A 24,789-nucleotide genomic window follows, 5' to 3' on the forward strand; every position below is an offset into this window, starting at 1 on the left:
CGGTCACTCCTTGAGGGTCCACGCCGGCGCGCGCTTGTCGAGGAAAGCGGACAACCCCTCCTGGCCCTCCGCCGATACGCGCAGTCCGGCGATGAGGTCGGCGTTGTCAGCGTCGAGCCGGTCGCGGTCGAAGCAGTCCGCCACGCGAACGACCAGACGCTTCGCGCCCGCAGCGGCGTGCGGGCCGGCCTTCAACAGCAGCGCAAGCTGGCGTTCGATGGCGGCGTCCAGCGCGTCGGCGGCGACCACGTCGTGCAACAGCCCGATCCGCAGCGCCGTGGCGGCGTCGAAGATCTCGGCGGTGGCGAACCAGCGACGTGCCTCGCGCGGCCCGATGGCGGCGATGACGTACGGCGAGATCACCGCGGGCAGCAGCCCCAGCTTGCTTTCGGTCAGGCCGAACTTCGCCTCCGGCACGCCGATGGCAATGTCGCAGCACGCGACCAGGCCGACACCGCCGCCGAACGCCGCGCCATGGACCCGGGCGATCGTGGGCTTCGGCAGTTCGTCCAGCGTGCGCATCAGGCGGGCGAGGGCGAGGGCGTCCTCGCGGTTCGCGCCTTCGCTGGCCGCCGCCATGCCGCGCATCCAGTTCAGGTCGGCGCCGGCGGAGAACGAGGCGCCGCTGCCCTCCAGTACCACGGCCCGGACAGCGGGGTCGGCACCCATCTGGACCAGCGTCTCCGTCAGCGCCGCGATCAGGCCTGCATCGAAGGCGTTGTGCAGGGCGGGGCGATCCAGCCGGATGCGCGCCACGGCGCCGGCGCGGGTCAGTACGAGAGGGTGTTCCTGCGGTGATGCCGCCATGCCTGCCATTCCCTGCAAAGTCGCCGAATGATAGCGGCACAGTCCGTTGCGGCCGTCGTGCAGTGCGGCGATGCTACAATGAGAACAGTTCGCATTTGAGGCTGCTGCGTGATCCTGACCGACCTTCCCCGGCGTACGCCCGCCATCGTCGAATCCGTCGAGGACCATGGTCCGCAGGACAACATCGCCCGTCGCCTGCGCGAGCTGGGCTTCGTCAACGGCGAGGAAGTCGAAATCGTGGCGAAGGGTCCGCTGGGCGCCGAACCGCTGCTGGTGCAGGTGGGCTTTACCCGCTTCGCCCTGCGTCGCTCGGAAGCCGCGCGCGTGCGATTGCGCGCCGGAGCGGCAGCATGAGCGCGCCCGACGCATCGACGCTGCGGCTGGCGCTGGTCGGCAATCCCAACTGCGGCAAGACCGCGTTGTTCAACCAGTTGACCGGCAGCCGGCAAAAGGTCGCCAACTACGCCGGCGTCACCGTCGAGCGCAAGGAAGGGCGCCTGCATTCGAGCGACTCCGGTCGCAGCTACGCCGTGCTGGACCTGCCGGGCGCGTACAGCCTGCATGCTGCGAGCCTCGACGAGGCCGTCACCCGTGATGTCTGCCGCGGCTTCTATCCCGGCGAGGCCGCGCCGGACGTGCTGGTCTGCGTGGTGGATGCCACCAACCTGCGCCTGCACCTGCGTTTCGCGCTGGAAGTGCGCGAACTCGGCAAGCCGATGATCCTGGCGGTCAACATGATGGATGCCGCGCAGCGTCGCGGCATCGCCATCGACCTGTCCGCACTGGAGCGCGAACTCGGTGTGCCGGTGGTCGAGACCGTCGCGGTGAGGCACGGCGGCGCGCGCGCGCTGGTCGAGCAGATCGATCGCATGGCGGCACAGCCGCACGAGCCGCGCACGCGTCTGGGCGATGGCGCCGACCTGCATGCGGAAACACGTCGCCTGTTGTCGCTCGCGGTCACCATGCCGGAACGCACGGCGAAGATCGATGATGCGCTGGACCGCTGGCTGCTGCAGCCCGTGTTCGGCTTCGCCGTCCTCGTCGTCGTGATGTTCCTGATCTTCCAGGCCGTGTTCGCGTGGGCGACGCCGTTTGCGGATGCCATCGAAGCGGGCACCGGGTGGCTGGGCGAGGTCGTGGGAGGGCTGCTGCCGGAAGGGCCACTCAACAGCCTGATGGTGGATGGCATCATCGCGGGCCTGGGCGGAGTGGTCGTGTTCCTGCCGCAGATCCTGATCCTGTTCGCCTTCATCCTGGCGCTGGAAGAGAGTGGCTACCTGCCGCGCGCCGCCTTCCTGCTGGATCGCCTGATGCGTGGGGCGGGGCTGTCGGGCCGCTCGTTCATTCCCTTGCTGTCGAGCTTCGCCTGCGCTGTGCCCGGCATCATGGCCACGCGCAGCATCCAGGATCCGCGCGACCGCATCGCGACGATCCTGGTCGCGCCCCTGATGACGTGCTCCGCGCGCCTGCCGGTCTATACGCTGCTGATCGCTGCGTTCATCCCAGACGAGAAGGTGGGCATCTTCAATCAGCAGGGTCTGGTGATGTTCGGGCTGTACGCCGCCGGCATCTTCAGCGCGCTGGTGGTCTCCTGGGTGATGAAGAAGTGGCGGCGCGACAAGAGCGAGCATGCGCTGCTGCTGGAGTTGCCGTCCTATCGCATCCCGCATCCGCGCGACCTGCTGATCGGGCTGTACGAGCGCGCCATGATCTTCCTCAAGCGCGTCGGCGGCATCATCCTGGCGCTGACGATCCTGCTGTGGGTCTTGCTGACGTTCCCGGAGGCGCCGGCCGATGCCGTAGGGCCGGCCATCGACTACAGCTTTGCCGGACGCATCGGCCACGCCATGGCGGTGTTCTTCGCGCCGCTGGGCTTCAACTGGCAGATCTGTATCGCGCTGATCCCGGGCATGGGCGCGCGCGAGGTCGCGGTGTCCTCACTGGCGACGATCTACTCGCTTTCCGCCGCGGATGACGATGCCGCCATCCAGGCGCTGACGCCGGTCATCAGCGACGGCTGGTCGCTGGCCACCGCACTGTCGCTGCTGGTGTGGTTCATCTATGCGCCGATGTGCATCTCGACGCTCGCCACCATCAAGCGCGAAACGGGATCGTGGAAGCAGATGGGCTTCGCGACGTTCTACCTGTTCGCACTCGCCTATCTCGCCTCGCTGGTGACCTACCAGGTCGCCAAGGCGCTGGGTGCGGGCTGAGCCATGGATGTCTCGCTCGCCCTGCAGTACGCCATCATCGCGGTCGCGGTGGTGGTCAGTGCATGGGTCGTGCTGAAGAAGCAGTTCCCCGGTCCGCTGCGCAAGGCGCGGGTCGCGCTGGCGCTGCCGCTGTTGCGTGAGGATCGCGCGGGCTGGGTCCGCGGGCTGGGGCGCTGGATCGCGCCCCCCGGCATGACCACCGGCAAGACCTGCGGCGGGTGCGACGGCTGCGGCTGAAGGCGATCAGGAAAGCCGCAACACCAGACCCAGTACCACCATCGACACGAAGACGACGAAGGACGTGACCGTCGTCCACCGGTTCCCCGCGGCGTCCGCCAGGCTGATCCGGTGCCGCCGGGCGAAGGCCCAGTCGCAGATGTTCACGCCGATGGCAGCCCCCGCAAGCGCTGCCACCCAGGGGGACAACGCCTCGCCGATGGGCAGCGCACGCACCAGCCAGCTGACGCCGATGCCGAAGCGCAGCACGTCGAAGAACTGCCGGAAGTGCAGCAGCGCCGCCGGCAACACCAGCGCGAAACCCAAGGCCGGTATGCCGGGCAACAGCAGTGCCGCCAGCAAGCCGGCGACGGCGAGCCAGACTGGCATCAGGGCGATCCAGGGCGCGTGCATCGTGGACGGACGGTCGCGCAGCGCCCACAGCACGCGCATGGCGTGCCACATGCACAGCATGCCGGCGACGGCGGCGAACGTCATGCCCGTCACCCGCGTCGCGCGATCGGGCTCGACGGCAGTCAAGTGGCATAGGCCGGCGATCAGCAACGTGGCGACCAGCGCCGAGAGCAGGACCGTCGCCCAGCGCCAGGCGCCGGCATAGAAGGGATCCGCCAGACGGCTGAAGAAGCCTTGCTGGCGCCTGTCCAGTCCGGGAACATCATCGCCGTAGTCCGCCGTCAGTCGCTGGGACAGTCGCGCGGCGCGGATCGAAAAGCCCGGCATGCAGGCCAGCAGCAGTGCCAGCGGCCACCGGAACGGACGTTTCAGTTGCCGGATGGTCAACGGCCGGTCTTCGTCGAAGGCCTGCGTATCCTCGTTTTCCACCGCCCGCATGACGTGCGTGCGCTTTTCCACCCATTCCGGTGGCGTGAAGCCGAAGAACTCACCCAGCACCGCCAGGTTGCCCGGGGACACCGGCTTGTCCTCGTAGGCGATCTGTTCGAATACATCCGACCCGATGCGTCGCTTGACCTCCAGCGAGTACAGGTCGGGATGCTGCGCCAGATGCTGCCGCAGGAGACTGGGCAACTCGTGCGTGGCGCGCGCCATCAGCTCGTCACGCAATCGCGCTTCGTCGACGCGCGCCGTGGACGGGCTGGATGGCCCCGCGTTGCCGACAGGAGGCGTGACGTGCGGCGCCTGCCCATCGGAGTGGTCCGTCTCGATGATCGGCAGCAGCGCGGCCGTCCCGGCCAAGCCGTCCTCGTGGGCCTGCTGGACCGTAGTGTCGTGCTGGTACGACAGCGCTGCCTGGTACGCCTCGTTGAGCCGCTGGAATCCGGCGGGATCTTCGTCCGGCCTGTGGCGCTTCAGCAGGCGCGCGTACGCACGCTTGATGGTGCGTTCGTCCGCGTCGTCATCGATCTCGAGCAGGTCGTACGGCCATTCGCTCACGCCTGCGCCTCGATGTGCTCCAGCATCCGCGCGAAATCGGCACGATGCTCGCGGATCTGCATCGGATCCTGGCCATCCAGGACGGCGCGGAAGCGGACCAGCGCATCCTGCAGGTCGTGGCGCGCCCACAGCAGCTCCTCGTACAGCCGCTCCGCACGCGCGATCACCGCGAGGTTTTCCTGCTGGTCGCGCGGGTGCACCTTCAGCTCGGACAGGGTGGCGAGGCGGTCCCGGATCTCGGACGCCGACAGCACGCCGGGGTTCTGCTCCAGCACCACCTCGTGCGTTTCGCCGGTGGCCAGCACGGTCGCCTCCACCTGCAGCAGGCCGTTGACGTCGTAGGTGAAGCGGATATCGACCGGGTTGTCGTGGGCGGCCTTCGCCGGCACCTTCACGGTGATCGTGCCGAGCTTGACGTTGTTCTCCACGCGCGGGCTTTCGCCCTGGTAGATATTGAATTCCACCTGGGTCTGCAGGTCGCGCATCGGCTGGTAGCGTTCGACGCGACTGACCGGCACCGTAGCGTTGCGGTGGATGATCGGCGAGAACAGGCCGGTGGTGACCTGGCCGTGGCCATCGTCGCGGCCGGTGTCGACGCCGAGCGAGTGCGGGCAGACATCGGTCAGGATGACTTCCTCGAGCTTCTCGTCGCGCGCCTTCATGCCGGCTGCCACGGCGGCCCCGCGCGCGATGGCTTCGTCGGGGTTGATATGGCGCAACGGCAGCCGGCCGAACATGCGCGAGACGAGTCGGGCGGTCAACGGCATGCGCGAGGCGCCGCCGACCAGCACGAGGTGGTCCAGCTGCCCCGGGCCGAGCCGGGCGTCGCGCATGGCGCGCTCCAGCGGCGCGCGCATGCGCTGCACCAGCGGCTCGCACAGGCGGGCGAAGGCGGCTTCGTCGACTTGCCACTGGCGCGGTTCTCCGCCCAGGGTGAAGTCCACGGTCAGGGCCTGGCTGGTGGTGTTGGAGAGCTCGCGCTTGGCCAGTTCCAGGCGCCGGCGCAGGTGCGCGTCCTCGGCCGCGGTCAGTTTCTGCGGGTCGAACCCGGTGTCGCGCAGGCAGGCGTCGCGCATGACGGACAGGAAATCCTCGCCGCCGAGGAAGTTGTCGCCCGCACTGGCGTGCACTTCCATCACCCCGTCGAACATCTCAAGAATGGAAACGTCGAACGTGCCGCCGCCCAGGTCGAATACCAGGAAGCGGCCACCGTCGCGCTGCTGCAGGCCATAGGCCATGGCGGCGGCGGTGGGTTCGTTGATCAGTCGCTCGACCTTGATGCCGGCCAGCTCACCCGCGATCCGCGTCGCCTTGCGCTGGGCGTCGCCGAAGTACGCGGGAACGCTGATCACGGCTTCGGTGACCGGCGTGCCCAGGTGGCTCTCGGCATCCGCCAGCAACGAGCGCAGCACGATCGCCGACAACTCCTCCGGGCGCAGGGCGTGCTTGCCGAGGCGGGTGATGCGGTTGGTGCCCATCCAGCGCTTGAAGCTGGCGACGCTGCGCTGCGGATGGGTGATGAGGCGGTCGACCGCCGGCCGCCCTACGATCAGGGCTTCTTCGGCATCCACGCTGACCACGGACGGCGTGAGCAGCTCGCCCAGCGCGTTCGGGATCAGGACAGGACCCTCCGGTCCGTAATACCCGATCAGCGAGTGCGTGGTCCCCAAATCGATGCCGACGATCATCCAGTCCCCCGCTGGCGTCCATGTCGGCGTCGAGTGTAGCCGGGCGCTCCGCCGGCGGGGAGGGCGTCAGTGCCGCGTGCGCCGCCCGGCCGCCTTGCCGGTCGCGGGGTTCAGTTCCACCGACAGCACGAAGCTGCGTTGTTCGTGCGGCTGCATGGCGCCGACACCGACGACCTGGCGGGTGACTTCATCGCCACGTTCGTTGCGGATGGACAGCACCACGCTGTATTCCCAGGCGGCGCCCTCGGCCGGCGGCTGCAGCGTGCCTTCGATCCGCAGCGGGGTGAGTGCCGGAGTGGCGTTGGCACCTGCGCCCGGTTCGAAGCGCAGGTGGTGGCGGCAGCCCGGACAGACGGCCGCGCTTTCGAGGATGGTCGCCTTGCAGTGCGGACAGGTGCGGGTGGCGCCGGCACTGCCCGGGCGGGGTTGGCTCATGCGGCGGGGCCGGGCTCCGTGCCGTTCGACTTGCCGCCCTTGGTGGGCGTGTCGTCCCAGCCGAACTCGGCATTGCCGCGCATGCGCGAACCGGCGGCCACGGTGAGGGCGCCTGCCTTCACGTCACCGACCAGCACGCCCGACGACAGCAGCTCCACCCGCGACGCGGATTCGATGTTGCCTTCCAGTTCGCCGGCGATGGTCACCTTCTTCGCCCGCACGCCGCCATTGAGCTTGGCACCGGTTTCGATGGTCAGGTCGCCCTGCACGTTGACGTCGCCCTTGAACCTGCCGGCGATGCGGATGTGGCCCGTGCCCTCGATCTTGCCCTCGATGGTCAGGTCGGCGGCGATCAGCGATTCCTTCAGCGCCTCCTGCGGTGCGGTGCGTTCGACCGGACGCGTGCCCGGCGGCGCGGTGACGGCCGGCGAGAAGTCGGCGGCCGCCGGGGTGTCGCGCAACGGCGCCGCAGGCGCCTCGGGGGGCAGGGGGGCGTCCTTCTTCGCGGGCGCTTGGTCTTTCCAGATGGACATGCAGGGGATGCTCCGGGTGGCAGGGCCCTGGACTATCGCCAATTGACGGAACGTCACGCTGTGATCACGCCTGCCAAACGGCGATGGCGATGCCGTCGTAGTACACCGGTTCACGTCCCAGATGGCGTTGTCTACGCTTCGCTCACAAGTCTGAAGCGAGGCGTCGCTCAGCGACCGCCGGCGACGTCGACGAAGGTGCCGGTGGTGTACGACGCCTGCGGCGACAGCAGCCACAGGATGGCCTGCGCCACCTCGTCCGGCTGGCCGCCACGCCGCATCGGCACGAACGCCTTGACCCGTTCCACCCGGTCCGGCTCACCGCCGTCGGCATGCATGCCGGTGTAGATGAAGCCCGGCCGGACCGCGTTGACGCGGATGCCTTCCTGCGCGACTTCCTGCGCCAGGCCGACCGTCAGCGCGTCCATCGCGCCCTTGGACGCCGCATAGTCGACGTACTCGCCGGGCGAACCGGTCTTCGCCGCGACCGACGACACGTTGACGATCGCGCCCCCGTGGCCACCGTGGCGCGTGGACATGCGGCGCAGTGCCTCGCGGCAGCAGAGCAGGGTGCCGGTGACGTTGGTGGCGAGGATGCGGCCGATACGCGCGGCGTCCATCGCCTCCACGCGCATCTGCGTCTCGAGGATGCCGGCATTGTTGACCAGTGCGGTCACCGGCCCCAGCGTTTCATCCAGCCGCTGGAACATCGCCACCACGTCCGCTTCGTCCGATACGTCCGCCTGCAGCGCGACGGCGCGACCGCCAGCCGCGGCGATCTGCGCCACGACCGACGCCGCCGCGGCCTCATCGCGCCGGTAGTTCACGCCGACGGCATACCCGTGCCGGGCCGCGAGCAGCGCCGTCGCCGCGCCGATGCCGCGGCTTCCGCCAGTGACGAGGACGACCTGCGACGCCACCGGTTACATCCGGAACACGCCGAACTTCGCCGGCTCGATCGGCGCGTTCAGCGAGGCGGAAATACCGAGACCGAGCACGCGGCGGGTGTCGGCGGGATCGATGATGCCGTCGTCCCACAGGCGCGCAGTGGCGTACCACGGGCTGCCCTGCGATTCGTACTGGTCGCGGATGGGCGCCTTGAACGCATCCTCTTCGTCCGCGCTCCATGCCTTGCCGGCGGCCTCGATGCCGTCGCGCTTCACCGTCGCCAGCACGCTGGCGGCCTGTTCGCCGCCCATCACGCTGATGCGCGCGTTGGGCCACATCCAGAGGAAACGCGCACCGTACGCGCGGCCGCACATCGCGTAGTTGCCGGCGCCGAAGCTGCCGCCGATCACCACGGTGAACTTCGGCACGGACGAGCACGCGACGGCGGTGACCATCTTCGCGCCATCCTTCGCGATGCCGGCGTTCTCGTACTTGCGGCCGACCATGAAGCCGGTGATGTTCTGCAGGAACACCAGCGGAATACCGCGCTGGTTGCACAGTTCGATGAAGTGCGCGCCCTTCAGCGCGCTCTCGCCGAACAGGATGCCGTTGTTGGCGACGATGCCGACCGGATACCCGTGCAGATGGGCGAAGCCGGTGACCAGCGTCTTGCCGTAGCGCGCCTTGAACTCGTCCAGTTCGCTGCCGTCGGTGATGCGTGCGATGACCTCGCGGATGTCGAACGGGCGGCGGGTGTCCTTCGGCACGATGCCGTAGAGCTCATCGGCGGCATAAAGCGGCTCGCGCGCCTCCCGCACGGCGACCGGCAGCGTCTTGCTGCGGTTGAGGTGACCGACGATGCCGCGCGCGATTTCCAGCGCATGGCGGTCGTCTTCGGCGAAATGGTCGGCCACGCCGGAGACGCTGGTGTGGACGTCGGCACCGCCGAGGGCTTCGGCATCGACCACTTCGCCCGTCGCGGCCTTCACCAGCGGCGGGCCGCCGAGGAAGATGGTGCCCTGTTCCTTGACGATGACGCTCTCGTCGCACATCGCCGGCACGTAGGCGCCGCCGGCGGTGCAGCTGCCCATGACCACGGCGATCTGGGGAATGTTCTCGGCGGAGAGCCTGGCCTGGTTGTAGAAGATGCGGCCGAAGTGCTCCTTGTCGGGGAACACCTCGTCCTGCAGCGGCAGGAAGGCGCCGCCGGAATCGACCAGGTAGATGCAGGGGAGCCGGTTCTCGCGTGCGATTTCCTGCGCGCGCAGGTGCTTCTTCACCGTCATCGGGAAATAGGTGCCGCCCTTGACCGTCGCGTCGTTGGCGACGATCACCACCTCATTGCCCATCACCCGGCCGATGCCGCAGACCATGCCGGCCGCCGGCGCGGCCCCGTCGTACATGTCCTCGGCGGCGAGGGGCGCGATCTCGAGGAACGGTGAACCGGGGTCGAGCAGGCCGGTGATGCGATCGCGCGCCAGCAGCTTGCCGCGCTCGGTATGCTTGTTGCGGGCCTTCTCGCCGCCGCCGTCGGCGGCGCGTGCCAGCCGACGATCGAGTTCCTGCACCAGCACGCGATGGTAGGCGGCGTTGGCGATGAAGTCGGGCGAGCGCGGATCGAGTTGCGAGGTGATGGCAGGCATGCGGCACGCAGGTGCAGGAAAGGCGGCATCAGACCACGAAGCCCCCTCATGCGCCAAACCGCACTGCAAAAAAAGCAGGCAGCTGCCGCCGTCATCGTGATGTATCGACGGTCCGGTCGCGCGGGGCTGGCCGCCGGAAACGACAAGGCCCGCTTGCGCGGGCCTTGTCCGATTCGCGATGACGCGAGTCGATTACTTCTTGGCTTCTTCAGCCTTGGCTTCGGCGCTGTCTGCCACTTCGGCAGCCTTGTCGGCGGTCGCCTGGGCGGCGTCGGCGGTGGCCGAAGCAGCGGCAGCGGCAGCGTCGGTGGCGGCGGCTTCGGTGGTGGCGGCAGCGTCGGAGGCGGCAGCGGCGGTGGCGTCGGCAGCGGCTTCGACGGCGTCGCCGGCGGCGGTCGCGGCGTCGGCGGCAGCGGCGCCGGCCTGATCGGCGGCGGCAGCGGCGTCGGCGGCGGCCTGGTCGGCGGTTTCGCTCTTCGTGCAGGCGCTCAGGGCCAGGACGGCGGCAGCCAGCAGGACAGTGGTCTTGATCTTCATGCGGATCCCCAAATCGGTATGTGTGGAAGAAGGTGGCGCCGGGTGGCGCTATCCGTTCGTCCTCGAACCGAGGGGCGAACCGGGACGCCATGCCCGGATACAGAAAAAGCCGCCAGCGAACTGGCGGCTCTTTCAGTCTAACGCTAAATCAGGCAACTACCAGCAGATTACTGCTTGGTGGCTTCCTTGGCAGCGTCGGTCGCGGCTTCGGCGGTGTCGGCAGCCTGGGCAGCGGCGTCGGCAGCAGCGTCAGCAGCTTCCGTCGTGGTGGCGGCAGCAGCGTCGGTCGCGGCGGTGGCGGCGGCGTCGGCGGCGGTCACAGCGGCGTCGGCCGACTGCTGGGCGGCGTCGGCGGTCACTTCGCCAGCAGCAGCGGCGGCGTCAGCGGCAGCCTGGGCTTCGGTCGCGGTCGCAGCGGCGTCAGCAGCGGCGTCGGCGGCCTGTTCCTGGTTCGAGCACGCAGCCAGGGCGAAACCCAGAGCCAGCGCGATCAGAGCCTTGTTCATGGTCATCGTTGCATTTCCTCGTCGTTAGTTAGGCAACGCGCAATTGCGCGCCTGCAACATGATGACAAGCCCGTTACCCGTGTCAAGCGGCTGGCCGGTTATCTTTGTCAATCCGTTGTTAAATTGAATGGGCGGAACGGAAACGTCCGTCGCCGCCCACGAAACTGCGCAAAAACCGTCAGACGATTTCGACCGCGATCGCGGTCGCTTCGCCGCCGCCGATGCACAGGGTCGCGACGCCGCGCTTGGCGCCCCGCACGCGCAACGCGTTGATCAGGGTGACCACCAGACGGGCGCCGGATGCGCCGATCGGGTGGCCCAGCGCGCAGGCACCGCCGTTGACGTTGACCTTGGCGTGCGGGATGCCCAGTTCCTTGATCGGCGCCATCGCCACGACCGCGAACGCCTCGTTGACCTCGAACAGGTCCACCTGGTCCACGGTCCAGCCGACTTGCTTGAGCAGCTTGTCGATGGCGGCGACCGGGGCGGTGGTGAACCATTCCGGCGCCTGCGAATAGGTGGCATGGCCCACGATCTTCGCCAGCGGCTGCAGGCCGCGCTTGGCGGCTTCGTCGGCGCTCAGCAGCACCGTGGCGGCGGCGCCGTCGGAGATGCTGGACGAACTGGCTGCGGTGACGCTGCCGTCCTTCTTGAAGGCGGGCTTGAGGGTCGGGATCTTGGCGATGTCGGACTTGCCCGGCTGCTCGTCGGTGGTCACCTCGACCTCGCCCTTGCGGGTGGCGACCTTCACCGGAGCGATTTCGTCGTTGAACGCGCCCGAGGCCTGCGCGGCCTGCGCACGGGTGACCGACTCGATCGCGTAGGCGTCCTGCTCCTCGCGGGTGAAGCCGAACTTGGCGACGGTGGCCTCGGCGAACACACCCATCGGCTGGCCGTCGTACGGGCTGGTCAGGCCGTCCCACGCCATGTGGTCGACCGCCTGGAAGTTGCCGTACCGGTTGCCGGTGCGCGAGTTGGGAATCATGTGCGGGGCATTGCTCATGGATTCCATGCCGCCCGCGACGACGATGCTGGCCGACCCGGCCTTGATCAGGTCGTGGCCGAGCATGATCGCTTTCATGCCCGAACCGCAGACCTTGTTGATGGTGGTGGCACCGGCCGCGTCCGGAATACCGGCGGCGCGCGAAGCCTGGCGGGCAGGTGCCTGCCCGAGGTTGGCCGGCAGCACGCAACCCATGATGACCTCGGACACGTCGGCGGCCGGAATGCCGGACTGTTCCAGCGCGGCCGCGATGGCGGTGGCGCCCAGCGTCGGGGTGGGGACGCCGTTGAACTGGCCAAGGAACGAGCCGATGGCGGTGCGCTTGGCGGCGGCGATGACGATGTCGGACATGGGGGACTTCCCGCGTGGAGTGAGATCCCGATTATCCCGCCCCGCCCCGACGGCGGGCAAATCGGCCGTTGGTACAGGGCCCCGCGTCCTGCCGCGCCGGGCGTATGCTGGCGGCCAGGGGAGGACGCATGACCGAAGGATCATCGACAGAACCGGCCGCACGGCCCTTCGTCGTGCCATGCGCGGACCTCGACGCCGGCGCACCGTGGCGCTGGTTGCGGGCCGGATGGCGCGACGTGCGCCGCGCACCCGGGCTGACCCTGCTGTTCGGCGTGGTGATCGTGCTGGTCAGCCTGGGCATCTCCTGGCTGGCCTACCTGCTCGGGCGGTTCGCGCTGCTGGCGACGCTGCTGTCGGGGTTCGTGTTCGTGGCGCCGCTGCTCTGCGTGGGTCTGTATTGCGTCAGCCGGGCGCTTGAACAGGGGCGTACACCGCGGCTGCGCGACTCGTTCGTGCTGGCGAAGCGCGTGCTGGGCCAGGCGGGGGTGTATGCGCTGGGGCAGGGCGTGATCATCCTGCTCTGGTCGCGCGCCGGCATGATGGTCAGCGCGTTCTTTCCGTTCGACGGCAGCGATCCGACGGCGTTCTGGGAGTTCCTGGCGCTGGGCTCGGCGGTAGGCGCGGTGTTCGCGGCGCTGACCTTCGCCGTCACCGCCTTCTCGCTGCCGATGATCGCCGACCGCGACGTGGACATGGTCACGGCGGCCGTCTCGAGTGTGCATGCCGTGATGCGCAACAAGCACGTGATGGTCCTCTGGGGGCTGGTGCTGGTGACGCTGACGGCGATCGGCTTCGCCACGGCGCTGTTGGGCCTGGGCCTGCTCATGCCCTGGCTGGCGTACGCCAGTTGGCACGGCTACCGGGAGACGCTGGACGCGTCCGCCTGGGCTGCATTGGAGTAGGCCACCGGGTAAAGTCGGCTCGGGCGATGCAGGGGTGCACCGCCACCAGCAGGGAGAACGGGGATGAAGGGATCGCATGACGGCTCGTCTGTCCGCGCGCGCGCGGCAGGCATGGGGATGCTCGCACTGGCGCTGGCCGCATGCGGGGGCGGTGGGGGCGGCTCGACGGTGCGGCCGGATCCGCCGCCACCGACCGGCGTGGGGTTCACGCCGAACGTGGTCATCGATGGCTCGTTGACCCAGGTTAATCCGCCCGCGGTGCCGACGCAGTCTCCGCCGGCGGCCCTGCCGCAGTACAGTCAGCATCTCGATCTGATCGGAGCGGCAGGCTCGCTGGGCGCGGGACTGACCGGGCGGGGCGTCACCATCGGCTTCGTCGACACCGGCGTCAACCGCAACCATCCCGCCTTGAGCGGGCGGGTCAACGCCAACTTCGTCAACGTCAATCCCGCGACCAACAACACCAGGGTGGACGATGTGGTGGGCCATGGCACCGTCGTGGCGCAGATCGCTGCCGGGCGCGGCATCGGCAACTGGGGTGGTGGTGTGGCACCCGGCGCGAACATCGTGTCTTCGCGCATCATCAACGACACCCGTCCGGACGACGACGGCACCGGCGAGGGCAACGAGATCCGCGCCGGGCAGGGGTATGGCGACTTCTTCAGAGACATCAACACCCAGTTGGCAGGCGCGGGTGCGCGGATCATCAACAATTCCTGGGGTGGGCTGTACTGGAACGATGCGGCGCTGACGAGCGAACTGGCGTCCGCCTACCGCGATTTCGTCATCGGGCGCGGCGGGCTGATCGTGTTCGCCAACGGCAATGCCGGTGACATTCCCGCGCTGCGCGGCAATCCGTCCGACAACGCCGCGCTGCCCAGTCTTTCCGCCGCGGCAGCCGACCTGGAGCGCGGCTGGCTGACCGTTGCCGCCCTGGATCCGGACAATCCCACCCGCCTGACCGACTACTCGCAGGCCTGCGGCATCGCGATGAACTACTGCCTGGCCGCGCCGGGCAACGTGGTCTTCATCGACCCCGCGGCGCGCACGGGCGACACCAGCTACAGCCTCTACCTGGGCGGCGGCACGTCGTACGCGGCACCGCAGGTGTCGGGTGCGGCGGCGGTGGTGTGGTCGGCGTTCCCGTACTTCAACAACGACCTGGTGCGACAGACATTGCTGGGTACCGCGCGGGACCTCGGGGCGACCGGCGTGGATGCCGAGTTCGGCTGGGGACTGCTGGATGTAGGGCGCGCGGCGAACGGGCCGGCGCAGTTCGCCTGGGGCGACGTCACCGTGTCCTTCACCGGCACATCGGTCTGGCGCAACGCGATTTCCGGCCCGGGAGGACTGATCAAGCAAGGCACCGGCACGCTGATCCTGGCCGATCGTGCGTTCTATACCGGCGACACGCGGGTGGAAGCCGGCAGCCTGTACCTGGTCAATGGCAATGGCTTTTCCAACATCCATGTCAGTCCCGGCGCCACGGTCTGGTCGGGTGGCTATGCGTCGTCGGTCAACAACAACGGCACCTATCTGGCAGGGGCGAACAATACGGTCGGCGCGTACCGGTTTTCCCAAGGGCCGAACGGCAACCTGGGCGTGTGGCTGGGTAACCCGTTCAGCGCGTCGATCGAGGCGAGGCTCGATGGCCAGATCAGCGTGCTGGGGGTGAAGAGCGGCTACACCACGTCGGCGCGCGAGGTGTTGCTGAATTCGTCGCAGATCATCGGCCGTTTCAGCAGTCTGAAGGCCGCGCCCAGCGTATTCCTCGAGGCGGCGCTGGCCTACGACGCGAACAACGTCTACCTGGACATCACGCGCATCGACGTATCGCGCGCCATCGCGGGGATGTCCCTGCCGAAGTCGGCGCAGGCCGCGGCCGCGCGGATGGAGATGGCGATGTCGGCCATCGACGGACAACTCGCCGGACAGGCGGCATCCGGCATCGATCAGGGCTTCATCGACAGTGCCGGGATCTTCCAGCAGACCGGCAGCATCGCGCACGCCGATGCCTCGCTGCGCAGCCTGTCCGGCGACCTGCATGCGGTCGCGGACGCAATGACCTACGACGTGATCGGCGCCGGTCGCCGCGCGTTGGGCGCGCGTGCGGAAGCGCGCGCATCGGGCGTGGCCCCTGGGCAGGACTGGTACCAGTCGCTGGGCGCACCGGGGCAGGGTGCGCTGGGCGTGGCGCGTTACCAGGCCGATGGCTGGCTGCTGGGCAGTGACGGGTCGCTGGGTCGGCAGGGTTTCGCCGGCATGGCGTTCGGCGAAGCACGCGCCAGCGGCGGCGCGCAGGCGGGCCGGGATCGCGGCCGCGATCGCCAGACCCAGGCGCTCGCCTACGCCGGCAGCGACTGGAACGGCACGCATGTGGTCGGCCTGGTCGGTGCAGGACGGTTCGACCGGCAGATCGATCGCGGCCTGCTGGTCGGCGAGAAGATGCAGGGCGTGGCCAGCGGTTATGCCGGCCGCTACTTCACGGCGAGCGTGGAGGCGGGCCGCCGGATCGGCCATGCCCGGGCGTGGCTGTCGCCGTATGCCGGCATGGAATTCACCCGCCTGCAACGCGACGGCTTCATCGAACTGGGTGCGGAGGGCTTCGGCCTGACGACGCGCGACAGCCGCACCGATCGCCTGCAGGCGCTGGCCGGCGCACGTGCGTACCGCGGCTGGGACACCTCGGTGCTGGGCGCCGTGTCGCTGCAGGCGTACGCCGAGTGGCAGCGCACGCTGGACGGACGCGGCCTCGATGTCGACGCCAGCTTCGTCGGCGTCGACAGCTGGGCGCCGCTGGCGATGCAGGAGCGCACCAGCACGCACATGGGCGTGGCGGTGGAACTGTCGCCGTGGCGCAAGGCGATGCTGTCGTTCGGCTATGACCTGCGCAACGGCAGCGACGAGCGCAGCGACAGGCAATGGTCGTCGCGGCTGCGCGTGGGGTTCTGACGGCGTTGCCGGCAGGGTGGGCGTAGGGCGGGTGCACGCCCGCCGCCCCGATGGATCAACAAGCGGTGGACCCACGTCCACCGCTCTGGTGCGGCAGATGAGATCAGCCGCGGCCGTCGAACAACTCGCGGCCGATCAGCATCCGGCGGATCTCGTTGGTGCCGGCGCCGATGGCGTACAGCTTGGCGTCGCGCAGCAGGCGACCGGCCGGATACTCGTTGATGTAGCCGTTGCCGCCCAGCGACTGGATCGCCTCCAGCGTGACCTGCACCGCGGCTTCCGACGCATGCAGCAGGCAGCCTGCCGCCGCGGCGCGCGAGCCCTGGCCTTCGTCGAAGCCGCGCGCCACCTGGTAGGCGAAGGCACGGCTGGACTGCAGTGCGGTGTACATGTCGGCCAACTTGCCCTGCATCAGCCCGAACGTGCCGATGGCCGCATCGAACTGCTTGCGCTCGCGCACGTAGGGCAGGGTGATGTCGAGCGCGGCCTGCATCAGGCCGATCGGACCGCCGCTCAGCACCAGGCGTTCGGTGTTCAGGCCACTCATCAGCACGCGCACGCCCTGGTTGACCTCACCCAGCACGTTTTCGGCAGGAATCTCGCAGTTCTCGAACACCAGTTCGCAGGTGTTGCTGCCGCGCATGCCCAGCTTGTCCAGCTTCTGCGCGGTGGAAAAGCCCTTCATGCCACGCTCGACGATGAAGGCGGTCATGCACTTGCTGCCCGCGTCCTTGCCGGCGGTGCGCATGTAGACCAGCAGCACGTCCGCTTCCGGGCCGTTGGTGATCCACATCTTGTTGCCGTTGGCGACCCACACGCCGTCCTTGAGTTCGGCGCGGCAGCTCATCGAGCCGACCACGTCGGAACCGGCGCCGGGTTCGCTCATTGCCAGCGCGCCCTTCCACTCGCCGCTGCACAGCTTGGGAAGGTACTTGGCGCGCTGCGCGGCGTTGCCGTTGAGGTAGAGGTTGGAGACGCACAGGTTGGAGTGCGCGCCATAGCTCAGGCCGACCGAACCCGAAGCCCGCGAGATCTCCTCCATCGCGACCAGATGGGCCAGGTAGCCCATGCCGCTGCCGCCGAACTCGGGATCGACGGTGATGCCCAGCAGGCCCAGTTCGCCCAGCTTGGGCCACAGGTCCTGCGGGAACGCGTTGTCGTGGTCGATCTGCGCCGCACGCGGCGCGATCTCGGTCTGTGCGAACCGTTGCACGGCTTCGCGCAGCGCATCCAATTCTTCGCCCAGCGGAAACCCGCTGACGGTATCCGGTCGCATTCGGTCCTCCCTCCTATTGCGGCCCAACTTCCAGGTTGTGTGTGTGGAACGTCCTGCGTCAGTGCTCGCCGCGCAGGTGCCCCATGAAGCGCGGGGCGGTGCGGCCCAGCGGCAGCTTGAGCTTGCCGATCGCGGTCATGCGCGCCTCGGCGATGCGGTCGGCGGCGTACTGCGGCGCGATGTTTTCCTTCTCCGCCAGATCGAAGATCCTGCCGACGGTGTGATAGATGGTCCGCATCATGCGCATGGCGCGTTCGCGATTGTAGCCGTCGATCTCCAGCGACACGTTCATCACGCCGCCCGCGTTCACCGCGTAATCCGGTGCGTACAGGATGCCGCGCTTGGCCGCTTCCACGCCGGTGACGTGCGACATCTGGTTGTTGGCGGTGCCGCAGATGACCTTGGCCTTCAGGCGGGGCAGGGTCTGTTCGTTGATCGCGTACTCCAGCGCGCACGGGCTGAACACGTCGACCGGCAGGTCGTAGATCTCGTCTGGCTTGACCGCCTCGGCGCCGTATTCCTCCACCGCGTGTTCGACCAGCGCCGGGTTGAGGTCGGTGACGAACAGCTTGGCGCCGCGCTCCTTCAACAGCTTCACGTACTCCATGCCGATGTGGCCCAGGCCCTGCACGGCGATGCTGTACTTGCCGATCTCCTCGTTGCCGAACTTCCGGTTCAGCGTGGCCATCAGGCCCTGCAGCGCGCCGTAGGCGGTGAACGGGGCGGGGTCGCCGGAACCGCCGTGCACTTGGTGCACGCCGACCACGTACTCGGTCTCGCGGTAGACGTTCTCCATGTCGTTGACGTCGGTGCCGACGTCCTCGGCGGTGATGTAGCGGCCGCCCAGCGAGTCGACGTAGCGGCCGAAGCTGCGGAACAGCACCTCGGTCTTGTCCACGCTGCTGTCGCCGATGATCACCGCCTTGCCGCCGCCGACGTTCAGGCCGGCCAGGGCGTTCTTGTAGGTCATCGTGCGGCTCAGGCGCAGCGCGTCGTTCAGCGCCAGCGCGCTGTCGGCGTAGGGCCGCATGCGCACACCGCCCAGCGCCGGGCCCAGCACGGTGCTGTGGATGGCGATGATGGCCTTCAGCCCGGCGTCCGGGTTGTGGCAGAAAACGACCTGTTCGTGGCCGGAGGTGTCGAGGGTTTCGAAGATCATGGGTGGGCTCCGGTGCGCGGGTGGGGCCGGCGCGGGCTTGCCTTCTGGGCGGCTAACGGGTTGTCAGAAAAGAAAAAAGCGACGTTTCCGGATCGTGCCGTGGTCGTCGCAGGGCGCCAGTCTAATCCAATCGGTCTCCGGCGAGATGACAGGCGGGGGCGGGCTGCGGATGACCTCCGGCCTATTGCTGGAATAGAACGACCGTGCTATTTGTATTTACATGAGCCCGCAAGCCGCCACCCACAAAGGCAATGCCACCCGCGAGATGATCGTCGCGCGGGCCTACGACATCGCCGCCAAGCATGGCCTGGAAGGGCTGTCGATCGGCGAGCTGGCCACGGCGGCGGGCATGTCGAAGAGCGGCGTGTTCGCGCATTTCGGCTCGCGCGAGGACCTGCAGCTGACCGTGCTGGAGTGGACGGCCGAGCGCTACGCGCGCGCCGTGATCGTCCCGGCGGTCGGCCTGCCGCGTGGTCTGCCACGGCTGCGGGCCATCATGGAAAACTGGTTCCGCTGGGTCTGCGACAACCCCGATGGCTGCGTCATCCTCGCCGCCGCCCACGAGTACGACGCCCGCCCGGGCCTGCTGCACGACCGCATTGTCGACTGGCTGCGCCAGCTGCGCGTGCAGCTGATGAAAGCGATCGGCATGTGCGTGGAGACCGGCGAACTGTCGCGCGATACCGATCCCGTCCTGCTGGCGTTCGAACTGTTCGCCATCGCCCAGGGCCTGCACGACGCCCGCCTCTACGACGCCGAGCAGGCGCCGTTGCTTGCCCGCCGCTCGCTGGACCGCCTGCTGGCGTCCTACGGCGCCCCCGCTGTTTCCACTCCCGCCTGATTCCCCCGAGGTCTCCACCATGGCCGCTGTCTCTGTCTCCCGGAATAGCACGACCGTTCGTAAATCATGGATGCTGTCCCTGCTGAGCGCGCGCTTCGCGGTCGGCAGCTGGCTTGCGCCGCGCAGCACGCTGGCGCGCGCCTTCCACCTGTTCTGCACACCGATGCCCGGTGCGCGTACCCGGGCGCGCCAGGCGGAAACCGGCGGTGCCCGCCTGGGCGAACTCGCCTTCGGCCGCGAACGCCTGGCCACCTATACCTGGGGCGATCCGCAGCACCAGCCGACCGTGCTGCTCGTGCACGGCTGGTCCAGCTTCGGCCTGCGCTTCCTGCCGTGGGTGGAACCGCTGCGCCGTGCCGGCTATGCGGTGGTGACGTTCGACCAGCCCGCGCACGGCCGCAGCAGCGGCAGGCGCACGACGTTGCCGATGTTCGCCGAGGCCGCACGCCGGGTCGCCGACAGCGTCGGCCCGCTCGCGGCCATCGTCGGCCATTCGCTGGGCGGTGCGGCGGCGGCGATCGCGATGGCGCGCGGCCTGCAGGCCGAACGCGTGATCCTGCTCGCGCCCGCGGCCGACCCCTTCGACGCCGCCCGCCGTTTCGGCGGCATGGTCGGGCTGGCGCAGTTCCTCAGCCGGCGCCTGTTCGACGAGTACCAGGAACTCACCGCGCACGACATCCGCGACCTGCACGCACAGGCGACCGCGCCGCAGATCGCGCGGCCGGGCCTGATCGTGCACGACCTGGAAGACACCGACGTGCCGTGGTGCGAAGGCGAGCGCTATGCGCGCTACTGGCCGCGGGCCACGCTGGTCAGCACCACCGGGCTGGGCCATCACCGCGTGACCATCGCACCGGAAACCCTCGACGCGTCGTTGCGCTTCCTGCGCGGCGAAGCCGTCGGCCAGCGCGTCGTCTCCACGCGCGAGCTGCCGTTCGGCCTGTGCTGACGCACGCGACCGCACGCCCCCGTAGGGTGTGCGGCGCTTGTCCACTGGTATGCCTTTGGTGAGGTGTCCACACGCGAACGGCTACAATCGGCGGTCTATCAGCACGTGAGTGAGGGCACGCGTGAGCACACCCGCCAGCCAGTTTCCCGCCGCACAGCCCGACGCCACGCCGTTGCGCTTCGTCACCGCCGCCAGCCTGTTCGACGGGCACGACGCGGCCATCAACATCATGCGCCGCCTGATCCAGGGCGAGGGCGCGGAAGTCATCCACCTGGGCCACAACCGCAGCGTCGAGGACGTCGTCCGCGCCGCGCTGCAGGAAGACGCCGACGGCATCGCGCTGTCCAGCTACCAGGGCGGCCATGTCGAGTACTTCAAGTACATGGTCGACATGCTCAAGGAGCGCGGCGCCGGCCACGTGCGCGTGTTCGGTGGCGGCGGCGGCACCATCACGCCGGAAGAGATCGCCGAACTGCAGGCCTACGGCGTGGAGCGCATCTACCACCCGAACGACGGCATGAAGATGGGCCTGGTGGAAATGATCCAGGACGTGGTCAAGCGCGCCGAGGAAGGCCGCGTGCAGGCCGCCGAAGATCGCGACGCTGCGCCGAACGCGCCCAAGCTTACCGACGAAGCCGGCATCGGCCGCGTGCTCAGCGCCATCGAGGACGGTCGCTACACCGACGTCGAACTGGAGAAGCTGCGCGCGCAGTGGGCCAAGGGCCCGCACGCGCCGTTCCCCGCGCGGCCCACGCCGGTGGTCGGCATCACCGGCACCGGCGGCGCCGGCAAGTCGTCGGTCACCGACGAACTGATGAACCGCTTCCTGTCCTGCTTCCCGCAGATGCACATCGCGGTGGTCTCGGTCGATCCCACCCGTCGCCGCACCGGTGGCGCGCTGCTCGGCGACCGCATCCGCATGAACGCGCTGCGCAGCGAGCGCATCTACATGCGCTCGATGGCCACGCGCCGCCAGCACGTCGCGACCAACGCGGTGCTGAAGGACTGCATCGCGTTCCTGAAGTCGCTCGGCTTCGACCTGGTGATCGTCGAGACCGCCGGCATCGGCCAGAGCGATTCGGAGATCGTCGACCTGGTCGACTTCCCGATGTACGTGATGACCAGCGACTACGGCGCGGCCAGCCAGCTGGAGAAGATCGACATGATCGACTTCGCCGAGCTGATCGTGCTGAACAAGTACGACAAGCGCGGCGCCGAGGACGCCCTGCGCGACGTGCGCAAGCAGTGGAAGCGCAACCGCGTGGCGTTCCAGACGCCGGACGCGGAGGTGCCGGTCTATCCCACCATCGCCAGCCAGTTCAATGATCCCGGCGTCAGCTGGATGTTCGCCAACCTGTGCCGCCTGCTGCGCGAGAAGCTGCAGCTGCCGGCGGAGAAGTGGACGCCCGCGCTCGATACCGAGCTGAAGGAACCGCGCGCCACCGTGCTGATCCCCGGCAGCCGCGTGCGCTACCTGGCCGAGATCGCCGAGCAGGGCCGCGGCATCAACCGCCGCATCGAGTCCGAAGCCGAGACCGCCAGCCGCGCGCAGCATTACTGGAATGCGCTGAAGGATCTCGAGGATGCGGCGTTGCCGAAGGCGCTGGAGCTTTACCCGGCGGATGCTGTTGTAGGAGGGGCTTCAGCCCCGACCTCCGCCAGCCATCCGGTCGGGGCTGAAGCCCCTCCTACAGTGGACCGCTCGCTGCTGACGCTCCGCCAGCGCTACAACGACGCCATCCAGTCGCTGTCGTCCGAAGCCTTGAAGCTGCTGCGCGAGTGGCCGGCGCGGCACAAGGCGGTGACCGATCCGGTCAACGAGTACCAGGTGCGCGGCAAGACCATCCGCATCGACAACTACCGCGAATCGCTCAGCCACCAGCAGATCCCGAAGATCGCGCCGCCGCCGTACCAGGGCTGGGGCGAACTGCTGACCTTCCTGCAGAAGGAAAACCTGCCGGGCAGCTATCCGTACACCGGCGGCGTGTATCCGTACCGCCGCACCGGCGAGGATCCCATCCGCATGTTCGCTGGCGAGGGCACGCCGGAGCGCACCAACCGCCGCTTCCATTACCTGTCGGTCGGCCAGCCGGCCGCGCGCCTGTCCACCGCCTTCGACAGCGTCACGCTGTACGGCGAAGACCCGGCGCCGCGTCCGGACATCTACGGCAAGATCGGCAACTCCGGCGTCAACATCCCCACGCTGGACGACATGAAGAAGCTGTACTCCGGCTTCGACCTGTGCGCCCCCACCACCTCGGTGTCGATGACCATCAACGGTCCGGCGCCGATGATCCTGGCGATGTTCATGAACACCGCCATCGACCAGCAGGTGGAGAAGTACCTGAAGGCCGACGACGCGCGCTGGACCGAGGCGCAGGCGAAGATCGACGCGTTCTTCGCCGGTCGCGCGCGGCCGCAGTACCACGGCGAGTTGCCGCCGACCAACGACGGCCTGGGCCTGGGCCTGCTCGGCATCACCGGCGACCAGTTGCTCGATGAGGAAACCTACGCGCGCATCAAGGCCGAGACGCTGGCCACCGTGCGCGGCACGGTGCAGGCCGACATCCTCAAGGAAGACCAGGCGCAGAACACCTGCATCTTCAGCACCGAGTTCGCCCTGCGCATGATGGGCGACATCCAGCAGTACTTCGTCGACCACGCGGTGCGCAATTTCTACTCGGTGAGCATCAGCGGCTACCACATCGCCGAGGCCGGGGCGAACCCGATCAGCCAGCTCGCCTTCACGCTGTCGAACGGCTTCACCATCGTCGAGTACTACCTGGCGCGCGGCATGAAGATCGACGACTTCGCGCCCAACCTGTCGTTCTTCTTCAGCAACGGCATGGACCCGGAGTACACCGTCATCGGCCGCGTCGCCCGCCGCATCTGGGCACGTGCCATGCGTGAGCGCTACGGCGCCAACGAGCGCAGCCAGATGATGAAGTACCACATCCAGACCTCCGGCCGCTCGCTGCACGCGCAGGAGATCCAGTTCAACGACATCCGCACCACGCTGCAGGCGTTGTACGCGCTGTTCGATAACTGCAATAGCCTGCACACGAACGCCTATGACGAGGCGATCACCACGCCGACTGAAGAGAGCGTGCGCCGTGCGGTGGCCATCCAGATGATCATCAACAAGGAGCTGGGGCTGAACTTCAACGAGAACCCCTGGCAGGGCAGCTTCGTCGTCGACCAGCTCACCGACATCGTGGAAGAGGCGGTCTACAAGGAGTTCGAGGCGATCAGCGAGCGCGGTGGCGTGCTGGGTGCGATGGACACCATGTACCAGCGCGGCAAGATCCAGGAAGAGTCGCTGTACTACGAGCACAAGAAGCACGACGGCAGCCTGCCGCTGGTGGGCGTCAACACCTTCCTGCCGCGCGAGCACGGCGGCGAGATCGCCACCGAGATCGAGCTGATCCGCTCGACCGAGGAGGAGAAGGGCCAGCAGATCGCCAACGTCCGCGCGTGGCAGGCCTCGCGCAATGCGCTGGCGCCGGAAGGCGAGACCGACCACAGCCACGCCTCGGCGCTGGAAGAACACGCCGAGCCGGAAGTGCACGACGGCCACGGCCTGGCCTACCTGCAGCGCACCGCGCGCGAGCGCCGCAACGTGTTCGCCGCGCTGGTCGAAGCGGTGAAGACGCACAGCCTGGGGCAGATCAGCCACGCGCTGTACGACGTGGGCGGTGAGTACCGGCGGAACATGTAAAGCCGGTTTGGCGAGGTGAATAGAGAAACCCGCCTTTCGGCGGGTTTCTTGTTTACGTCGTATGGCAAGGCCTGGAGCACCAGTAACAGCCATTGGATTGCGTGTAATAGGTCTTGGCTTTCTTTACCGCCTCCTTGCAGGTGTCGTGGATACCAAGGTCGATACGGTTTGAAGGCAGGACGCTGCAGGTGTCCACGTGCACTTCATGGTCACCGTTGTTCTGCTGCTCGCGATTGACGTAGTAGCGGGGCATTGCGATGACTCCTGGGCGGGTTGTGGCGTCAGGCTAGGAACGCCGCGTCGCAGGAGTTGAGACGGAACGGCTTGCTGACAGGCCGTTCGTCGGCGGGTAGAAGCGGCTGCCTCTGCTCTTATCGTCATCCCCGCGCAGGCGGGGACCCAGTGCCTTCGCTTCATCGCATCAACGTCACTGGGCCCCCGCCTGCGCGGGGGTGACGATCGAAATCCGTAGGGCGGGCTCAAGCCCGCCATGTGGATGCATCCGTCGTGGTGTTCTCCGGCGGAGTGCCCCGGTGTCGGACGCTCCGCGACGGCGGGCTTGAGCCCGCCCTACGACTGTCTCGCGGAGTCCGCGGTTGCTTCCCTCTCCCTGCGCAGCGGGGAGAGGGTGCCGAAGGCGGGTGAGGGGCGAACGGAGTGGGGAAGCTTCGGCGCTCATGGACCTACCGCGCTCGGCCCCTCATCCGCCCCCGTATCAAGTACGGGGCAGGCTCTCCGGGCACCTTCTCCCCGCTGTGCAGG

General features: G+C 68.4%; 21 protein-coding genes. 8 read left to right on the forward strand and 13 right to left on the reverse strand.

Annotated features, from left to right (window positions below; translation table 11 throughout):
• Window positions 1-3: 3 nt before the first annotated feature.
• Entirely contained in the window at window positions 4-807 is an 804-nt protein-coding gene (locus ACSQ1W_RS05745) for an enoyl-CoA hydratase-related protein (RefSeq protein ID WP_436042193.1), read from the reverse strand.
• Window positions 808-915: 108 nt separating this feature from the next.
• Between ACSQ1W_RS05745 and ACSQ1W_RS05750 the strand changes: the two genes are divergently transcribed.
• The 3 genes from ACSQ1W_RS05750 to ACSQ1W_RS05760 are packed head-to-tail and all read left to right on the forward strand — an operon-like array spanning window position 916 to window position 3,257.
• Window positions 916-1,161, forward strand: coding sequence for a FeoA family protein (locus ACSQ1W_RS05750; protein ID WP_436042195.1), 246 nt, complete (start codon window positions 916-918; stop codon window positions 1,159-1,161).
• Complete coding sequence (gene feoB, locus ACSQ1W_RS05755) at window positions 1,158-3,020, forward strand: ferrous iron transport protein B (RefSeq protein ID WP_436042197.1); 1,863 nt, start codon at window positions 1,158-1,160, stop codon at window positions 3,018-3,020. Before ACSQ1W_RS05750 ends, feoB begins: the two co-directional genes overlap by 4 nt.
• Before the next feature lie 3 nt (window positions 3,021-3,023).
• Window positions 3,024-3,257, forward strand: coding sequence for a DUF6587 family protein (locus tag ACSQ1W_RS05760; protein WP_436042199.1), 234 nt, complete (start codon window positions 3,024-3,026; stop codon window positions 3,255-3,257).
• 6 nt (window positions 3,258-3,263) lie between these two features.
• On the opposite strand, the gene ACSQ1W_RS05765 is transcribed toward ACSQ1W_RS05760, so the two are convergent.
• From ACSQ1W_RS05765 to ACSQ1W_RS05805, 9 genes are all read right to left on the reverse strand, one after another.
• Entirely contained in the window at window positions 3,264-4,649 is a 1,386-nt protein-coding gene (locus tag ACSQ1W_RS05765) for a DnaJ domain-containing protein (protein ID WP_436042201.1), read from the reverse strand.
• Window positions 4,646-6,337 (reverse strand): Hsp70 family protein, encoded by a 1,692-nt coding sequence (locus ACSQ1W_RS05770; RefSeq protein ID WP_436042202.1) that lies wholly within the window; start codon window positions 6,335-6,337, stop codon window positions 4,646-4,648. Before ACSQ1W_RS05770 ends, ACSQ1W_RS05765 begins: the two co-directional genes overlap by 4 nt.
• A gap of 66 nt (window positions 6,338-6,403) precedes the next feature.
• A complete protein-coding gene (locus tag ACSQ1W_RS05775) occupies window positions 6,404-6,772 on the reverse strand; it encodes a hypothetical protein (protein ID WP_436042204.1) in 369 nt (122 codons plus the stop codon).
• The gene (locus ACSQ1W_RS05780; protein ID WP_436042206.1) at window positions 6,769-7,305 is read right to left on the reverse strand and encodes a bactofilin family protein; all 537 of its coding nucleotides are present in this window, start codon (window positions 7,303-7,305) and stop codon (window positions 6,769-6,771) included. The genes ACSQ1W_RS05775 and ACSQ1W_RS05780 overlap by 4 nt, the downstream gene beginning before the upstream one ends.
• 167 nt (window positions 7,306-7,472) lie before the next feature.
• Window positions 7,473-8,222: an SDR family oxidoreductase gene (locus ACSQ1W_RS05785; protein ID WP_436042208.1), complete on the reverse strand. Its 750-nt coding sequence runs from the start codon at window positions 8,220-8,222 to the stop codon at window positions 7,473-7,475.
• 3 nt (window positions 8,223-8,225) lie between these two features.
• A complete protein-coding gene (locus ACSQ1W_RS05790) occupies window positions 8,226-9,833 on the reverse strand; it encodes a carboxyl transferase domain-containing protein (RefSeq protein WP_436042210.1) in 1,608 nt (535 codons plus the stop codon).
• Window positions 9,834-10,025: 192 nt separating this feature from the next.
• Complete coding sequence (locus ACSQ1W_RS05795; RefSeq protein WP_192268608.1) at window positions 10,026-10,370, reverse strand: hypothetical protein; 345 nt, start codon at window positions 10,368-10,370, stop codon at window positions 10,026-10,028.
• 167 nt (window positions 10,371-10,537) lie between these two features.
• Window positions 10,538-10,882, reverse strand: coding sequence for a hypothetical protein (locus ACSQ1W_RS05800; RefSeq protein WP_192268606.1), 345 nt, complete (start codon window positions 10,880-10,882; stop codon window positions 10,538-10,540).
• Window positions 10,883-11,054: 172 nt separating this feature from the next.
• Entirely contained in the window at window positions 11,055-12,230 is a 1,176-nt protein-coding gene (locus tag ACSQ1W_RS05805) for a thiolase family protein (protein WP_436042212.1), read from the reverse strand.
• Window positions 12,231-12,358: 128 nt separating this feature from the next.
• Between ACSQ1W_RS05805 and ACSQ1W_RS05810 the strand changes: the two genes are divergently transcribed.
• Both ACSQ1W_RS05810 and ACSQ1W_RS05815 read left to right on the forward strand, forming a co-directional pair.
• Window positions 12,359-13,132: a DUF2189 domain-containing protein gene (locus ACSQ1W_RS05810; protein WP_436042214.1), complete on the forward strand. Its 774-nt coding sequence runs from the start codon at window positions 12,359-12,361 to the stop codon at window positions 13,130-13,132.
• A gap of 63 nt (window positions 13,133-13,195) precedes the next feature.
• Window positions 13,196-16,084, forward strand: a complete 2,889-nt coding sequence (locus tag ACSQ1W_RS05815; protein ID WP_436042215.1) for a S8 family serine peptidase — start codon at window positions 13,196-13,198, stop codon at window positions 16,082-16,084.
• Between the two features lie 103 nt (window positions 16,085-16,187).
• Here ACSQ1W_RS05815 and ACSQ1W_RS05820 read toward each other — a convergent pair whose 3' ends face one another.
• Window positions 16,188-17,360 (reverse strand): isovaleryl-CoA dehydrogenase, encoded by a 1,173-nt coding sequence (locus tag ACSQ1W_RS05820; RefSeq protein WP_245122801.1) that lies wholly within the window; start codon window positions 17,358-17,360, stop codon window positions 16,188-16,190.
• Window positions 17,361-17,418: 58 nt separating this feature from the next.
• Window positions 17,419-18,519 carry a Glu/Leu/Phe/Val dehydrogenase gene (locus ACSQ1W_RS05825; RefSeq protein ID WP_192268595.1) on the reverse strand — a complete coding sequence of 367 codons (1,101 nt, stop codon included), beginning with the start codon at window positions 18,517-18,519 and terminating at the stop codon, window positions 17,419-17,421.
• Window positions 18,520-18,739: 220 nt separating this feature from the next.
• Here ACSQ1W_RS05825 and ACSQ1W_RS05830 point away from each other — a divergent pair, with 220 nt between their 5' ends.
• The 3 genes from ACSQ1W_RS05830 (at window position 18,740) to ACSQ1W_RS05840 (ending at window position 24,027) form a co-directional block, all read left to right on the forward strand.
• On the forward strand, window positions 18,740-19,360 hold the full coding sequence (locus ACSQ1W_RS05830; RefSeq protein WP_436042217.1) for a TetR/AcrR family transcriptional regulator: 621 nt from the start codon (window positions 18,740-18,742) through the stop codon (window positions 19,358-19,360).
• Window positions 19,361-19,430: 70 nt separating this feature from the next.
• Window positions 19,431-20,309 carry an alpha/beta hydrolase gene (locus ACSQ1W_RS05835; RefSeq protein ID WP_436042218.1) on the forward strand — a complete coding sequence of 293 codons (879 nt, stop codon included), beginning with the start codon at window positions 19,431-19,433 and terminating at the stop codon, window positions 20,307-20,309.
• Window positions 20,310-20,430: 121 nt separating this feature from the next.
• Entirely contained in the window at window positions 20,431-24,027 is a 3,597-nt protein-coding gene (locus tag ACSQ1W_RS05840; RefSeq protein ID WP_436042220.1) for a methylmalonyl-CoA mutase family protein, read from the forward strand.
• Between the two features lie 52 nt (window positions 24,028-24,079).
• Here the strand turns inward: ACSQ1W_RS05840 and ACSQ1W_RS05845 are convergent, their stop codons facing one another.
• A complete protein-coding gene (locus ACSQ1W_RS05845) occupies window positions 24,080-24,280 on the reverse strand; it encodes a hypothetical protein (protein WP_436042222.1) in 201 nt (66 codons plus the stop codon).
• Window positions 24,281-24,789 lie beyond the last annotated feature (509 nt).

Source organism: Pseudoxanthomonas sp. LjRoot143, from assembly GCF_964252945.1.
Lineage (GTDB): Bacteria > Pseudomonadota > Gammaproteobacteria > Xanthomonadales > Xanthomonadaceae > Pseudoxanthomonas_A.

Coding starts and splice junctions, on each gene's coding strand:
- ACSQ1W_RS05745 (WP_436042193.1), bottom strand. CDS start 807: ATGGCGGCATCACCGCAGGAACACCCTCTCGTACTGACCCGCGCCGGC.
- feoB (WP_436042197.1), top strand. CDS start 1,158: ATGAGCGCGCCCGACGCATCGACGCTGCGGCTGGCGCTGGTCGGCAAT.
- ACSQ1W_RS05760 (WP_436042199.1), top strand. CDS start 3,024: ATGGATGTCTCGCTCGCCCTGCAGTACGCCATCATCGCGGTCGCGGTG.
- ACSQ1W_RS05770 (WP_436042202.1), bottom strand. CDS start 6,337: ATGATCGTCGGCATCGATTTGGGGACCACGCACTCGCTGATCGGGTAT.
- ACSQ1W_RS05775 (WP_436042204.1), bottom strand. CDS start 6,772: ATGAGCCAACCCCGCCCGGGCAGTGCCGGCGCCACCCGCACCTGTCCG.
- ACSQ1W_RS05780 (WP_436042206.1), bottom strand. CDS start 7,305: ATGTCCATCTGGAAAGACCAAGCGCCCGCGAAGAAGGACGCCCCCCTG.
- ACSQ1W_RS05790 (WP_436042210.1), bottom strand. CDS start 9,833: ATGCCTGCCATCACCTCGCAACTCGATCCGCGCTCGCCCGACTTCATC.
- ACSQ1W_RS05795 (WP_192268608.1), bottom strand. CDS start 10,370: ATGAAGATCAAGACCACTGTCCTGCTGGCTGCCGCCGTCCTGGCCCTG.
- ACSQ1W_RS05800 (WP_192268606.1), bottom strand. CDS start 10,882: ATGACCATGAACAAGGCTCTGATCGCGCTGGCTCTGGGTTTCGCCCTG.
- ACSQ1W_RS05805 (WP_436042212.1), bottom strand. CDS start 12,230: ATGTCCGACATCGTCATCGCCGCCGCCAAGCGCACCGCCATCGGCTCG.
- ACSQ1W_RS05810 (WP_436042214.1), top strand. CDS start 12,359: ATGACCGAAGGATCATCGACAGAACCGGCCGCACGGCCCTTCGTCGTG.
- ACSQ1W_RS05815 (WP_436042215.1), top strand. CDS start 13,196: ATGAAGGGATCGCATGACGGCTCGTCTGTCCGCGCGCGCGCGGCAGGC.
- ACSQ1W_RS05820 (WP_245122801.1), bottom strand. CDS start 17,360: ATGCGACCGGATACCGTCAGCGGGTTTCCGCTGGGCGAAGAATTGGAT.
- ACSQ1W_RS05825 (WP_192268595.1), bottom strand. CDS start 18,519: ATGATCTTCGAAACCCTCGACACCTCCGGCCACGAACAGGTCGTTTTC.
- ACSQ1W_RS05830 (WP_436042217.1), top strand. CDS start 18,740: ATGAGCCCGCAAGCCGCCACCCACAAAGGCAATGCCACCCGCGAGATG.
- ACSQ1W_RS05835 (WP_436042218.1), top strand. CDS start 19,431: ATGCTGTCCCTGCTGAGCGCGCGCTTCGCGGTCGGCAGCTGGCTTGCG.
- ACSQ1W_RS05845 (WP_436042222.1), bottom strand. CDS start 24,280: ATGCCCCGCTACTACGTCAATCGCGAGCAGCAGAACAACGGTGACCAT.